Origin of the sequence: Cupriavidus sp. Met-2 (genome assembly GCF_049843575.1) — a bacterium.
Taxonomy (GTDB): domain Bacteria; phylum Pseudomonadota; class Gammaproteobacteria; order Burkholderiales; family Burkholderiaceae; genus Cupriavidus; species Cupriavidus metallidurans.
In genome coordinates, this window is record NZ_JBBHZL010000003.1 from 242,653 (window position 1) to 256,684 (window position 14,032).

At 65.5% G+C, this 14,032-nt stretch carries 11 protein-coding genes; 2 read left to right on the forward strand and 9 right to left on the reverse strand.

Features of this window, described 5'->3' with window-relative positions:
* Positions 1–2: 2 nt before the first annotated feature.
* The 7 genes from WD006_RS09530 to WD006_RS09560 form a co-directional block, all read right to left on the reverse strand.
* Complete coding sequence (locus WD006_RS09530; protein ID WP_029307009.1) at positions 3–788, reverse strand: heme ABC transporter ATP-binding protein; 786 nt, start codon at positions 786–788, stop codon at positions 3–5.
* A gap of 19 nt (positions 789–807) precedes the next feature.
* Positions 808–1,776, reverse strand: coding sequence for a FecCD family ABC transporter permease (locus tag WD006_RS09535; RefSeq protein ID WP_227874022.1), 969 nt, complete (start codon positions 1,774–1,776; stop codon positions 808–810).
* Between the two features lie 29 nt (positions 1,777–1,805).
* Positions 1,806–2,657, reverse strand: a complete 852-nt coding sequence (locus WD006_RS09540) for a heme/hemin ABC transporter substrate-binding protein (RefSeq protein WP_029307011.1) — start codon at positions 2,655–2,657, stop codon at positions 1,806–1,808.
* 18 nt (positions 2,658–2,675) lie between these two features.
* Positions 2,676–3,716: a hemin-degrading factor gene (locus tag WD006_RS09545; RefSeq protein ID WP_104669948.1), complete on the reverse strand. Its 1,041-nt coding sequence runs from the start codon at positions 3,714–3,716 to the stop codon at positions 2,676–2,678.
* A gap of 17 nt (positions 3,717–3,733) precedes the next feature.
* On the reverse strand, positions 3,734–5,080 hold the full coding sequence (locus tag WD006_RS09550) for an HmuY family protein (RefSeq protein ID WP_029307013.1): 1,347 nt from the start codon (positions 5,078–5,080) through the stop codon (positions 3,734–3,736).
* Between the two features lie 36 nt (positions 5,081–5,116).
* Positions 5,117–6,997 carry a TonB-dependent receptor plug domain-containing protein gene (locus tag WD006_RS09555; protein WP_224444533.1) on the reverse strand — a complete coding sequence of 627 codons (1,881 nt, stop codon included), beginning with the start codon at positions 6,995–6,997 and terminating at the stop codon, positions 5,117–5,119.
* Positions 6,998–7,471: 474 nt separating this feature from the next.
* Positions 7,472–7,909: an aminoacyl-tRNA deacylase gene (locus WD006_RS09560; RefSeq protein WP_029307015.1), complete on the reverse strand. Its 438-nt coding sequence runs from the start codon at positions 7,907–7,909 to the stop codon at positions 7,472–7,474.
* Positions 7,910–8,182: 273 nt separating this feature from the next.
* Between WD006_RS09560 and katG the strand changes: the two genes are divergently transcribed.
* A complete protein-coding gene (gene katG / locus WD006_RS09565; protein WP_011519777.1) occupies positions 8,183–10,363 on the forward strand; it encodes a catalase/peroxidase HPI in 2,181 nt (726 codons plus the stop codon).
* Between the two features lie 115 nt (positions 10,364–10,478).
* Here the strand turns inward: katG and WD006_RS09570 are convergent, their stop codons facing one another.
* Together WD006_RS09570 and WD006_RS09575 are read right to left on the reverse strand one after the other, a co-directional pair.
* Positions 10,479–11,447 carry a Bug family tripartite tricarboxylate transporter substrate binding protein gene (locus WD006_RS09570; RefSeq protein WP_011519776.1) on the reverse strand — a complete coding sequence of 323 codons (969 nt, stop codon included), beginning with the start codon at positions 11,445–11,447 and terminating at the stop codon, positions 10,479–10,481.
* 111 nt (positions 11,448–11,558) lie between these two features.
* The gene (locus WD006_RS09575; protein ID WP_008652125.1) at positions 11,559–12,470 is read right to left on the reverse strand and encodes a LysR family transcriptional regulator; all 912 of its coding nucleotides are present in this window, start codon (positions 12,468–12,470) and stop codon (positions 11,559–11,561) included.
* Positions 12,471–12,644: 174 nt separating this feature from the next.
* On the opposite strand from WD006_RS09575, the gene WD006_RS09580 reads away from it, so the two are divergent.
* Positions 12,645–14,000, forward strand: coding sequence for an MmgE/PrpD family protein (locus WD006_RS09580; RefSeq protein ID WP_029307017.1), 1,356 nt, complete (start codon positions 12,645–12,647; stop codon positions 13,998–14,000).
* Positions 14,001–14,032: the final 32 nt, after the last annotated feature.

Here is a 14,032-nt window from a genome sequence, read left to right on the forward strand (position 1 = left end):
AATCAGCCAAACACCACCATCGGCACGCCCCGGTGTACTGGCGATTCCATGACGGTGGCTGGAACGCCGTACACCGTGGCGAGGTTCGGCGGGGTCAGCACGTCGGCGGGGGTGCCGCTGGCCACGGTACGGCCATCGGCCAGCAGCACGAGCCTGTTGCACCAGCGGGCGGCCAGATTGACGTCGTGGAGCACGACCAGCACCGCCAGGGCGTCGGTATGGCACAGGTTGCGCGCCGTGCCGAGCAGTTGCAACTGATGCCGGGGGTCGAGGCTCGAAATCGGTTCATCGAGCAGTAGCGCGCGGTAGCTGTCGGCCGTGCGGCAGGCCAGCACCTGCACCAGCGCGCGAGCGAACTGCACGCGCTGCTGTTCGCCGCCGGATAGGCTCTGGTACGAACGCGTGGCCAGATGCGCGACATCGGCCAGCGCCAGGGCGCGGTCCAGCAGGGTATCGAGCGTGTGCTTGCCCATCTCTGGAAATGGATAGCCGCCCATCGCCACCACCTCGGTCACACCCAGGTCGAAGCCCAGACCGGGCGATTGCGGCAGCACCGCACGGCTACGGGCGAGCTCGTCCACGGGCCAGTCCGTCAATGGCCGGTTGCAGAGCGACACCGCCGCGTCGTCGCCGGGCAGTTCACCTGCCATTGTGCCGAGCAGCGTGCTCTTGCCGGCGCCGTTGGCACCGAGCACGCCGACCATCTCGCCGGCCGGCAGGGTCAGGTCGATACCGGACAGGATCTGCCGCCGACCGCGGCTGCATGAAAGATTGCGGGCAATCAGCATGTCAGGTTCGTCAGGTTCATCAGGGTCTTTTGCGTGTCAGCATCCAGAGCAGGAATGGCCCACCCACCAGGCTCGTGACGATGCCGATCGGCAGTTCCGCCGGAACCACCACCGTGCGTGCCATCCAGTCGCCCAGCGTCAAGGCGATAGCGCCGCCCGCCAGTGTGTTCGGCAGCAGCCAGCGATGATCGGCGCCCAGTGCCAGACGGATCAGATGCGGCACGACCAGTCCCACGAAGGAAATCGTTCCCGTGACGGCCACGATGGGCCCTACCAGCAGCGCGGTAAGCACGATCAACCGGCGGCGGAGCCGCTTCAGGTCGAATCCGATGTGCTGGGCTTCCCGTTCGCCGAGCAGCAGCGCGTTCATCGCGCGCCAGTCACGCATGAGCAGCGCGCACAGCACGGCCATCAGCGGCACAAGCCACGCCAGGATCGACCACGTCGCGCCAGCAAGGCTGCCCATGTTCCAGAACGTCAGGTTGCGCAGTTGCACGTCGCTGGCCTGATAGGTGAAGAACCCAACGACGGCCGCGCAGATCGCATTGATGGCCACGCCGGCGAGCAGCAGGTTGGCCGTGCCCGGGCGCCGTGTGCCAAGCACGTAGGCGAAGGCGGTGGCAATCAGACTGCCTGCGAATGCGGCGGGCGCGACGCTGCCGAGCCCTTCGGCGCCCAGCACGATCGCGGCCACGGCACCCGCGGCACCGCCCAGCGAGATCCCGATCAACCCTGGCTCGGCCAGCGGATTGCGGAAGAGCGCCTGCATCACCGCGCCAGACAGTGCTAGCGCCGCGCCGGCGGTGATGGCCAGCACGATGCGCGGCAGCCGCACCTCGATCAGCACATTGCGCCAGATGACATCCTCTCCTTCGGCGGCAGGTGACCAGAGCAAGGGCAGGAGCTTGCCGTGCGGAATCGACAATGCCCCGCTGGCGGCTGCCCAGAGCGCGGTGATCACGAGCATGACGCACAGGGCGGCCAACATGCCCGGCCTTCGGCCACATTGGCCACGCATCATCGTGCTGCCACCTGCCGGCTGGCAAGACCGTTGCGCAGCAGGCGCAGCGCCTCGGGAAGGCGCGGACCGATGCTGAGCATCAGCAGATCGTCCATCACGACGATGCGCTTGTCGCGGGCCGCTGGCGTGGCGCTCAGGCCGGGCTGCGCCAGGAACGCGTCGACGCTGCCGACAGCGTCGATCGACATTGATGTCGTGACGATCACGTCCGGCCTGAGCGCCGCCGCCGCTTCCGCCGAGAACGGCTTGAAGCCGCGCTGGCCAGCCAGCGCGTTGGTCGCGCCCAGGAGCTTCAGCATGGCGTCGCCGGCGGTGTTTTCGCCCACGGCCTGCATCCGGCCGGTGTGGCTGCTGACCATCAGCACCCGCAGCCCTTCCGCAGATGGCTTGATGTCACGGAGTTCGGTGTGCAGTTTGTCGACCAGCGCCTGACCTTGCTTCGGTACATCGAGCGCCGCCGCCACGCCGAGGATGCGCTGGTCCAGCGCGGCCAGCGTCGGCTCCGACGGCACGACCACTACCTTGCTGCCCAGCTTGCGCAATTGCTCCAGCGCCTGTGGCGGACCGGCATGGTCCAGCGCCAGCACCAGGTCCGGCTTCAGGCTGACCACGCCTTCCACGGAGAACGCGCGATAGTAGCCAACCTTCGGCAGCTTCAGCGCGGCGGGTGGATAGATGCTCGAGGAATCGACGCCGACCATGCTCTTGCCGGCATCGAGCGCGTAGACGATCTCGGTGGCCGGGCCGCCGAGCCCGACCACGCGGGCTGGCGGCGCGGCATGGGCAATGCCGGCCTCGCAAAGCAGCGGCATCAGCGCAGTAATGAGTGCGGACTGCAGGATTTTCATGCCAAACCTCCTGGACAATCAGGCCGCGAGTGCCTGCGGGCACAGCGACTCGAGCAGATGGCGCCATTCCGGCAGTTCGGGCTGCCCGGGTTTGCGCTCGCCGAAGAACTGGACGATCATCCCGCCGTCCTCACCGTACAGTTCGAGCGACGTCACCCAGCCGTCCACCGTGGGTTTGTTGACCACCCAGCTTGACGCCACCGCCTCGGTGTTCAGGTGCAGGTTGAAGGTCTCATCGAGCACGTTGAACCACGGCCCCGTCCGCAGCAGCTTCTTCACAGCGCCCGTGTGGATCTGCACGATGCCGCGATTGGCGACGAAGCACATGATCGACAGGCCGGTGGCGGCGGAGTGTTCCAGCACGGTCTCCACGGCGCGCTTGTCCACCCGTTGCGCCAGATCTGGGCCGACCGCACGCAGCGCGCCCAGCCGCGATACCTTGAACTGGCGAAGCATCGCAAAGAAGTCGTGCGTGTCCTTGAGCGCGCGCCAGTGCGCGCGCAGGGCTCCGTCGTCGGCGGGAGCGTCCGCCTCGTCGATCCGTTGAAAGCCCTCGACCCGCACCGGCGCGATCTCCTGCGCGGCGTGGCGCTCGATGTAGGCCGACCACGCGGTGGCATCGGTCTGATCGGTCCGGTAGATCTTGTGTACCGCCTCGCCCGCCTTGTCGAAGAACTGGATGCTGTCGCGGCCGTTTTCGGTTACGGCGTAGAAGTGCTTCCAGCCGCCGAAGAACATGCGCAGGTCGATGTCCGGCCCCAGCACGATGCCGACCGGGCCATTCGCCTCGATGCTCTGATACTGGCCGTGACGCTCGTGCACGGCGTGGTCGTTGCGGGAGAGCGCCATGACCGACCCCAGCGTGCCGAGATCGCGGAACAACGCCTGCGCGGTTCCGCCCAGTTGCCGTGATGCGACGCCACAGCCCGCCGCCACCAGTTCTGCCTCGGTCACGCCGAGGCGCTGCGCGCGTTCGCGGATCCGCAGCTTAGGATGTTCTTCGACCAGGGCGCCGTGGCGTTCGCGCAGGCTGTCGATGCTTTGCTGTTCCATGTTCATGTACTCGGAGGGGCTGATCAGGGCTGGACGTCGAAATTGATCGTCCAGGTCTGGGTGCTGCTGTTTACGTTCGGGTCCGCGTAGGCGATCTTGGTCAGGTGGAAGCGCGCGTACGTGGTGCCCTCGCCGCCACGGATCAGGCCGCCGGCATCGCTGTTGGCGCTGATCAGGTGGGCGACGGCAGGCAGGCCGTTGGCGGCGGCAGCAGCAGCGGTGGGGTAGTACGTGTACCAGCCGAAGCTCATCGGATTCGGATAGCTGCCGGTATAGGCGGGGTTCAGCACCGATGCGGTGGCGTCCTTCTTCCACGCGGTGGCCGAGGCCGGCAGCGCGAGGTCGGCAGCCGTCAGATCGGCCAGGGTGCTGGCGGCGTTGCCGGTGTTCGTGAACATCGACGCCACCGGTTTGTTCGATGTGTCATAGAAACCGGCCGGCGTCTTCGCCAGGAAGCCCGCCACGGTGCCGGTGCCCGACTCTCCGCCATTGAGCTTGACGCTGTAGCGGTTGAAGGCGATATGCCATGTGCCGCTGGCGGTGCTGACCGCGTTCGCAGCGAGGTCGTAGTAGACCCAGTCATTGCCCGACGCATTGATCGTGGCTGTCCGCACGTTGCCGGGGGCGCTGCGGTCGATGTAGCGGATCGACGGATAGCCCGAGGTCGTGCCACCGGCGCCGCCGTAGTAGCCCGTGACCTGCAGCGCGAACACCGGCGACGCTACCGTGCCAGTGGTATCGGCCGACGCGCTGTTGGTCGTGATCAGGAACGTGCGGAAGGTGGGGTAGAGCGAGTGGTCGGTTGCCGCGCCGGTCACGCCGTATTCGAACACCGCGGAGGCGATGTCGTTGGTGCCGGAGAACACGCCGCTGGCGGAGTCCTTCAGGAAGACGGTGGCAGGCAGCGCGCCGCTTACGGGGTCAGTGGTGGCGTTCTTCCATGCGGACAACGCGGTCCAGGTATGGTCGAACGGGCCGCCGAACGCGCCACCGTTGCCAGTGCCGCTGGTGCCGCTGTTGGTCCAGAGCGAGGCGCTCATGCCGTTCGTGCTGCTCTTGACCTTCAGGTCCCATGCGGTGCCCGTGCAGTCGACCTGTGCCTTGGCGTTGAAGTCGTAGCAGACCGATGCATTGGCGGCCGGCAGTTTGAACGTCCATTCCGCGGATTGGGTGAAGGCTGACGTGGTGGCCGGCGGCGTGGTCGTGCCTCCGGTGCCACCGGTGGTGCCGCCTGTCGATCCACCCGTGGAACCGCCGGTGGAGGTGCTGCTGTCATCGCCACCGCCGCCGCAGGCGGCCAGGGCTATTGTCAGCACGGCAGCGCCAAGCAGGCGCAGCGTGGTGTGATGCGATGCGAGTCTGGCTTTCATTGTTGATTTCCCCGTTTGTCTCTGGTTTGTTTCTGATTAGCGGGCGACGTCCACGTTGAAGCGTGCGCCCAGATAGATGAAGCGGCCCGCCACCGGCCCGAAGTCACTGGCATTTGCGAAATCGCGTTGGCGGTTGAACAGGTTGTTCACGCCGACGAAAGCGGTCACGTTGCGGCCGAGCTTCTGGTTCAGCACCAGATCCAGCGTGCCCCAGCCGGGCGAGCGCGCGCCGGTGGCCGAGTCGGTCAGCTCGCTGCTCTGGAAGCGCGCCCGCGCGGATAGCTCGGTGGCGGGCAGCACGCGCCAGTCCGCGCCGACGCGGCCCATATGGCGCGGCCGGCGGGTCAGTTCGCTGCCTGTGTTCAGATCCTCGGTCGACGTGTAGGTGTAGGCGGCTGTCAGGTTCAACTGATTGGTCGCGCGCCAGCGCAGCGCCGTCTCAGCGCCCTGGGTGCGGGCGCGCGCCACGTTGCGGTAGGTGTAGACCGCGATGCCGTTGACCATCGTGAAGTTGGTCATGTCGGTCTGGATCAGGTCCGTCACGTGGTTGTAGAACAGGTTGGCATCGAGCGTGACGCGGTCTCGCCACGTGAGCTGCCCACCGAGCTGGAAGCTGTTCGACGACTCCGGCTTGAGGTTCGGGTTGCCGAGGACGATGTAGCCAAGCGAGCTGTGATCGAACAGGTAGTGCCGTTCCTTCAGGTTCGGCACGCGGTAGCCCTGCCCGTAGTTGGCGCGCAGCACGCCCTTCCAGGTGTCGTTGGACAGAAGGTTCGCGCGCACGCCCACCTTGGGCGCGAAGTGCGCGCCGAAGTCCGAGTCGTGCTGGCCGCGCAGGCCGACGACCATTTCCCACGTCTCGTTGAAGAGGATGTCGTTCTGCAGGTAGAGCTCGCCGGCCTGCCGTTCGGCGCTGCCCTTGCCGGCCAGTTCGGACGTGCCGTTGACGTTCTGGTCGAGCGTTTCGCGGTGGAAGTCGCCGCCGAACTGCCAGAGCTGTCGATACCAGGCTGGCATGTCGAACTGCGCGGAGACATGGTCGGTCTGCTGCGCGGCATTGCGCGTCGCGGTCTGGAAGCCGTTCGAGTACTCGCGCGAGGTGCTGTCGTAGGTCTCGTGCACCCCGGCCAGGCGGGCGCGCACGCCATTGCCGAAGCGCCATTGGCCGCCATATGTGTAGCGGTTGCGATCGATGTCCTCGGTCTTGCGCTGCGGGACGTAGTTGGGCGGCGCGTAGTACTGGTAGCGTTGTTCGTCGGTCTCGCGATAGGCGCTGGCGTCGAACCAGAAGCTGCCGGCGGCGCTGGGCAACCATTCGAGGCGACCGGCATACTGCTCGCGGCGAATCTTGTCGCCGTGCCGTGTCCAGCCGTCGGGTTCCACGGCATAGCCCTTGTTGTCGAGCGCGTCGGCGGTGACGCGTGCGCGGAACTGTTCGTTGCCGCCTTCGAGCCGGATGTTGCCATGCAGGGAACCGGGCGAGCCGTCGGCGTTCTGGCTGCCATAGGTGCCTGCATCGGCGGTCGCGGCAGCTGAGAATCCGCGCGAGATGGGCCGCGTGATGACATTGATCACCCCGCCCATCGCCGAGCTGCCGTACTGCGCGGAGCTGGCGCCCTTGACCACCTCGACGTGGTCGACTTCGGCCAGCAGGTACTGGGAAACGTCAACGGTCGACCCGGTGCTGGCCGTGATCGGCAGGCCGTCGACCAGGATAAGCACCTGGTCGCTGGTCATCCCTTGCAGGGTCACCTCATAGCCGGACTTGCCGTGGATCTCGCGCAACTGCAGGCCGGGCACGTTCTCCAGGGCGTCCTTCAGCGTGCGGGCGTGCGTGCGTTCGATCTCCTGACGGTCGACGACCTCCGTGCGGATCGGCGTTTCATCGAGTGTTTTCTCGGAACGGGTGCCTGTCACGACGACTGTAGGTAGTGGGTCCGCCGTTCCAACCGTTTGCGCCCGGAGGTGGGGTGTGGAGGAGAGCAGGGTGCCGGCGACGACGGCGAGGCATTTCAAACGCATATCGGAGGGGGCGGCTCACTGCCATGTCAAATGCAAACAGAAGTACGAATGATAACGATTCGTATTTAAATTGTAAATTTACTTACATGTTGTGTCAGATAGACACAAATACATCAGAAAGTGCCTGATGCGGCCTGTCGCACTCGCGATCTGACGATTGGGGGAGAGGTACGGATGCGTGAAGGTCGCATCGCGAAGGCTGGGAATGCGCCAGCAGGCACACCAGCTTCAGGGGGCTTACGACGCCCGGTCCTCAGGCGCGTGGGGTTTCGCGGGCAGGCACGACAACGGGTTCTCACCCCGTGGCACCGGCAATGCATGCCGATGCCACGGGGACTGCAGGCAGTTCGCCCCTGCTTCGTGCCTGCCTTACATATCCCGGTGCGAGAAGTGCCCGCGTTGCGCGTCAGCCATGAGATCGACGAACTGATCGGTACTCATGTGCACCAATGCCCGGTGGTCGCCCGCTTCGAAGTAGACATCCGGATGCGAGAGCAGGCTGTCGTCCAGCCAGGTCTGCGTGCCATAGGCCATGGCGACAGGCGGAATCGCGCCACGGCTGCAGTCCCTGAACACCTCGCGCACGCCGCAATCGCGGGCAAGCGACAGCTTGCGGCCGGTCTGCGCACGGATCTCCGACAGCTTCAGGTGGTGCGTCGAGGGAATCACTGCCGCGACGTAGCCGCGCTGATCTTCCAGCAGGACCGTCTTGGCCAACCGATCCCCGGCGCTACAGGGGCGATCCACGGTGTCGAACCGGCTCTGCCGGTTGTGAAGGCACCTAGCCAGCGTGCTAGCCATGGCCATGATTGCATCCTCCGACGCGCCTATCGCGACTGTTGTTCTGGTACCCCTCACTATAGAAGTCCCACCGCCAGGCAGGGACATACGCACGCCGCCGGCACGCCCGGATTGCTTTAATTCCTTCGGTAGGCTGGCATCGCGTTCTAGGATGGTAGGGCAGCTGTGATGTCCGATACAGCCCGGTATCCGAGGGCGGTCCTTCTGGGGCTCCGGATGCGGGCGAGTGGCTGAGGCATGGTGTTACGTTGAGTACGGTCGAGATCAAAGGAGACTCGCATGACAACTGAAGCAAAGTGCCCTTTTCTACATCCCGCCGGCGCTGGCCGGGCGCTCCAGGAATGGTGGCCCGAGCGCCTGAATCTGCATATCCTGCGCCAGAACGCTCCGTTGTCCGATCCGATGGGAGAGGCTTTCGATTATGCGAAGGCGTTTAACAGTCTCGACCTCGCGGCGGTCAAGAAGGATCTGGAAGCGCTGATGACCGATTCGCAGTCCTGGTGGCCGGCGGATTTCGGGCACTACGGCCCGTTGTTCGTCCGGATGGCCTGGCACGCGGCAGGTACCTACCGCATCGGCGATGGGCGTGGCGGTGCCGGCGCTGGCCAGCAGCGTTTCGCGCCCACCAACAGCTGGCCGGACAACGTCAGTCTGGACAAGGCACGCAGGCTCATCTGGCCGATCAAGCAGAAATACGGCCGCAAGATCTCGTGGGCCGACCTGATCGTTCTGACGGGCAATGTTGCCCTGGAGTCGATGGGGTTCAAGACCTTCGGATTCGGCGGCGGACGCGAGGATGTCTATGAGCCGGACGAGTCCGTCTACTGGGGCAATGAAGCCGAGTGGCTGGCGGACAAGCGTTACAGCGGTAACCGGAACCTCGAGAATCCGCTGGCTGCGGTGCAGATGGGCCTGATCTATGTAAATCCGGAAGGCCCCAATGGCAACCCGGACCCGGTTGCCGCCGCCATCGACATCCGCGAGACGTTCCGCCGCATGGCCATGAACGACGAAGAAACCGTCGCGCTGATCGCGGGCGGTCATGCCTTCGGCAAGACGCATGGCGCCGGCCCCGCATCGCACGTGGGGCCCGAGCCTGAAGCCGCGGGCCTCGAGGAGCAGGGCCTTGGCTGGCGCAGCAGCTTTGGCACCGGCAAGGGCGGTGATGCCATCGGCAGTGGCCTGGAGGTCATCTGGACCACCACGCCGACGAAGTGGAGCAACGACTTCTTCAAGCACCTGTTCGAGTACGAATGGGAATTGACGAAGAGCCCCGCGGGCGCACATCAATGGAAGCCAAAGGGCAATGCCGGCGCCGGCACCGTGCCCGACCCTGCCGACCCGTCGAAGCGCCGTTCGCCCTCGATGCTGACGACCGATCTGTCGCTGCGCTTCGATTCGATCTACGGCAAGATTTCGCGCCGGTACTACGATCATCCCGATGAGCTGGCCGACGCATTCGCACGGGCGTGGTTCAAGCTGACCCATCGCGACATGGGGCCGCGCGCGCGCTACCTTGGCCCGGAAGTCCCGAAGGAGGAACTCCTGTGGCAAGACCCCATCCCGCCGGTTGATCATCCGCTGATCGACGCGAAGGATGTCGCCGCGCTCAAGGCCAAGGTGCAGGCTTCGGGGCTGACCGTGCCGCAACTGGTTTCGACGGCGTGGGCGTCGGCTTCGACGTTCCGTGGCTCGGACAAGCGCGGTGGCGCCAACGGCGCGCGCATCCGCCTGGCCCCGCAGAAGGACTGGGACGTCAATCAGCCTGCCGAACTGGCGAAGGTGCTGGTCAAGCTGGAGAGCATCCAGAGCGAGTTCAACAAGGCGCAGAGCGGTGGCAAGAAGGTCTCGATGGCTGACCTGATCGTGCTGGCCGGATGCGCGGGCGTCGAGCAGGCGGCAAAGAGCGCCGGGCAGGATGTGACGGTGCCGTTCTCGCCGGGACGCATGGACACTACGCAGGAGAAAACGGACCTGGATGCGATGGTGGTGCTGGAACCCATCGCAGATGGTTTCCGCAACTACCTGCAGGGCAAGTTCTCGGTCCGGGCCGAGGCCTTGCTGGTGGACAAGGCGCAACTGCTGAAGCTGACCGTGCCGGAGATGACGGCGCTTGTCGGTGGACTGCGGGTGCTGGGCGCCAACTTCGGCAACTCGCAGCACGGCGTCTTCACGAAACGCCCTGGCACGCTGACCAACGACTTCTTCGTGAACCTGCTCGACATGGGCACGGAGTGGAAGCCAGTGTCGGAGGAAAGAGAGGTGTTCGAGGGCAGCGACCGGGCGACGGGCACGCCAAGATGGACCGGCACGCGCGTCGATCTGGTCTTCGGCTCGAACTCCGAGCTGCGGGCGGTTGCCGAGGTCTATGGTGCGGCGGACGCGCAGGAGAAGTTCGTGCAGGACTTCGTGGCGGCGTGGAGCAAGGTGATGAACCTGGACCGCTTCGATCTCAAGTGACAGTCGCCGTGGGGTAGGCGCACCAGGTTAGCCGCAAGGTTGCGGAAACAGCAGGGCCGGTCGATGAGACCGGCCCTTTTTCTTGCGGGAAGGGTTCCGCGCCCGGATGGTCGACTCAGTCGATGCGGGCGCCAGAACTGATTACCACCGGCTTCCACGTCAGGTACTCGGCCGCCACGAACTTGCCGAACGCATCGGCCGTCATGTTCATCGATTCCGCGCCCTGTTGCGCGAACCTGCCACGCATCTCGGGTTGGCTCAGCGCATCGGTCACGATCTTGTTCAACCTGACGACGATCTCCGGCGGCGTGCCCTTGGGCGCGAACAGCCCGAACCATGCGCCTGTGACAAGGTTCGGCACGCCGGCTTCCGCCATTGTGGGCACATCGGGCAGTGCCGACGAACGCTTGCGTGACGTGACGGCGATGGCGCGAAGCTGACCGCCGCGGATATGGGAAATCACCGACGGAATCGTCGCGAACATGAACTGCACACGTCCGGCCAATAGGTCGTTCAGTGCATCGGCGCCCTTGTATGGCACGTGTGTGGTCTTCGCGCCGGTACGCTCGTTGAACAGTACGCCCGACAGATGCGCTGCGGTGCCCACGCCGGTGGAGCCGAAATTGAGGCCATTCGGATGCGTCTTCGCATAGGCGACGAGATCCTGCACGGACTTCACCGGCAGGCCGGGGTACACCACCAGTACGTTCGGCACATCGGCGATCGGAGCCACCGCTTGCAGGTCGGTTTGCGGATTGACCTTGAGCTTGCGATACAGCGTCGGGTTGATGGCCACAGGGCCCACCGACGTGGCCAGCAGCGTGTAGCCGTCCGCGTCGCTGCGGCCGACGAAGTCCGTGCCGATGTTGCCGCCCGCGCCGGGACGGTTCTCCACCACCACGCTCTGTCCAAGCGCCTTGCTCATCTGCTGCGCGACTTCACGCGCGAGGATGTCTGTGGTGCCGCCGGCGGTGAACGCCACGACGACGCGGATCGGCTTGGAGGGATACGGCTGCTGGGCGTGGCCGGTCGCGGCGCAGGCGAGCATCAGCCCGACGGCGGCGTGCCGCAGGAAATTCTTCATTGCTGTCTCCGATGAATCTTGTAATCAGCGCCCCCCTTTCAAGGCAGGGTGGCTGTTTTTCATCTTAGAGAGCTGATGTACCCGAGCTTTGACGATATGGAAACGCAGACTTCATCGCGGCTTCAGGAAATGCTGCTCCATCGCCTCGCAGCGGCTCAGGTATTCGAGCAGCCGGGCCACGCCGGACGGCAGGCTTTCCTTGTCGCGCACGCAGACGTAGAACTCGCGCTCGGCCCAAGCATCGCGCAGTGTCAGCAGCGACAGCCCCATCATCTGCAGGTAGTTCCTGGCGATGCCCTCCGGCACCACGGCAAGGCCCAGGCCTTCACGCACCATGCGGCAGCGGGCCTCGAAGTTCGAGACCTGTGTCTTCACGGTCAGCGGGCGAGAGATCGTGCCCGACACCAGGGTGAGGAAGGCGTCGAACGTATGGCGTGGGAAGTAGCCAAGGAAGTCGTAGTCCAGTGCTTCCTCGAGCCGTAGCGACCCTTTCGCCTCCAGCGGGTGGCCGCGCGGCACGACCAGTCCGACTCGGTCCTTGCGGTAGGGCAGGGAGTACACGCCCGGGCTCGGGCTGCGCGCGTGATAGATGCCGATGTCGGCGTCGCCGTTGGCCACCATGCGCGGAATGTCGAAGCTGAACGCCTCGATCAGGTCGATGCGGGCGTCGGGGTCGTGCTTGAGAAAGCCGCTGATATCGGTCGGCAGGAACTGCAGGATCGTCGACCGGTTCGATGCCAGGCGAATTTTGGCGATGCCGTCCATCGAGTAGGACGCCAGCGCGTCCTGCGCCAGTTGCACGCTGCGCACGATGGCCTTGGCACGCTGATACAGCATGGCGCCTGCCGGTGTCGGCTCCACGCCGCGTCCATGGCGGCGCAGCAGCGCCGTGCCCGCGCGACGTTCCAGTTCGGCAATCCGCTTGCTGGCCGCGGAGGTGACCAGATTCTCGCGCTCGGCCGCGCGTGAAAGACTCTTCTCCTCGATAGCGGCGATCAGGATGGCAAGCGAGGCGATGTCCATGGGTGTGCGTGCTCGATTTGGAAAAGCTGGCGCGATGGCTGTGCCAGCCGGAGTATGCACCAGCCGCTTGCGCGTCGCATACACGTTCTGGCGCGGGAGCTTTCTCGATTCGTCAAAGCTGGGGCGGCTGCCGTTCGTACCATGGGAGGCATTCCTGCTCAGGAGACACATGGAATGCTGATCGACGATTTTGCCGAGTACGTCGGCGACCAGGCACGCGCGACGTTGGCGGACGACGTCATGCACCACGCGCGACGCGCTGTAATCGACTGGTTTGCCGCCCTGATGGCCGGCGTGCCGATGGCACCCGGCCGCCAGCTTGTTGCGGCGCACCAGACCGAGACCGGTGTCGGGCGCAGCACGCTGGTCGGGCACGCCACCACGGCGTTTCCGGGGTTGGCGGCGTGGATCAACGGCAGCGCCTCGCATGCGGCAGAGTTCGACGACATCTTCCGCGATGCCATCTACCACCCGGGGTGTCCGACGATTGCCGCCGCGCTTGCGCTGGCGGAGCATCGGGACGCGAGCGGCACCGACTTCCTGCGTGCCGTGATTGCCGGCTACGAGGTCAGCACCCGCATCGGGGCGGCCATCCAGCCGGCGCACTATCGCTACTTCCACACGACCGGCACCGTGGGCTGCATCGGCGCCGCGGCCGCTGGCAGCGTCCTGACGGCGCCCGGCAATGCACGTGCCGCCGCCGATGCCATGGCGACGGCCACGACATTCGCCTCTGGCCTGCAGCAGGCATTCCGATCCGACGCGATGACCAAGGCGTTGCATGCCGGACACGCGGCGCAGGTTGGCGTTCAGGCAGCGCAGGGCGCCGCGCATGGCGTGACGGGCGTGCACGACATTCTCGAAGGCGATGCAGGCTTCGGGGCGGCGATGTGCGGTAGCCCGGACTGGCACGGTGTCACCAACGGCCTGGGCACTGACTTCAACATCACACGCATCACGCAGAAGAACCATGGCTGTTGCGGCCATACGTTCGCATCCATTGATGCCGCCATGCGCATCATGCGTGACAACGCGCTGGCGCCAGCGCGTATCGCCGCGGTCAACGTGCGCACCTATCAGGTGGCACTGGATGTGACGGGTAACTTCGACCCGAAGACGCCGTTCGAAGCCCGCTTCAGCCTGCCCTATGTGGTGGCGCACGGCATTCTGCATGGCGCGGTTCGGCTCGATGCATTTGAACCGGCCAGATTGGCCGACGCATCCATCCGCACGTTGATGAGCAAGATCCGGCTGACGGCCGATCCCGAACTGACTGCCGCCTTCCCGAAGCAGCGTGCGGCGCGGGTGGAAATCGAGGTGACCGATGGCAGCCGTCACGCGCACTTCGCGCCATATCGCCTTGGTGACCCGGAGGCCCCGCTCGACGACGCGACGCTTGGCGACAAGTTCATGGAACTGAGCGCCCCCGCGCTCGGCTCCGTGCACGCCGCCCGTTTGCTCGACGCGCTCTGGCGCCTGGACGACCGGCCCTTGCGCTCGCTGGCCCTGGACAAGCTCCAGGTGGGCTGACCTTTTCCCGACATCCAATCTTCTTCACAAAA

Coding starts and splice junctions, on each gene's coding strand:
- WD006_RS09530 (WP_029307009.1), bottom strand. CDS start 788: ATGCTGATTGCCCGCAATCTTTCATGCAGCCGCGGTCGGCGGCAGATC.
- WD006_RS09535 (WP_227874022.1), bottom strand. CDS start 1,776: ATGTTGGCCGCCCTGTGCGTCATGCTCGTGATCACCGCGCTCTGGGCA.
- WD006_RS09540 (WP_029307011.1), bottom strand. CDS start 2,657: ATGAAAATCCTGCAGTCCGCACTCATTACTGCGCTGATGCCGCTGCTT.
- WD006_RS09545 (WP_104669948.1), bottom strand. CDS start 3,716: ATGAACATGGAACAGCAAAGCATCGACAGCCTGCGCGAACGCCACGGC.
- WD006_RS09550 (WP_029307013.1), bottom strand. CDS start 5,080: ATGAAAGCCAGACTCGCATCGCATCACACCACGCTGCGCCTGCTTGGC.
- WD006_RS09560 (WP_029307015.1), bottom strand. CDS start 7,909: ATGGCCATGGCTAGCACGCTGGCTAGGTGCCTTCACAACCGGCAGAGC.
- katG (WP_011519777.1), top strand. CDS start 8,183: ATGACAACTGAAGCAAAGTGCCCTTTTCTACATCCCGCCGGCGCTGGC.
- WD006_RS09570 (WP_011519776.1), bottom strand. CDS start 11,447: ATGAAGAATTTCCTGCGGCACGCCGCCGTCGGGCTGATGCTCGCCTGC.
- WD006_RS09575 (WP_008652125.1), bottom strand. CDS start 12,470: ATGGACATCGCCTCGCTTGCCATCCTGATCGCCGCTATCGAGGAGAAG.
- WD006_RS09580 (WP_029307017.1), top strand. CDS start 12,645: ATGCTGATCGACGATTTTGCCGAGTACGTCGGCGACCAGGCACGCGCG.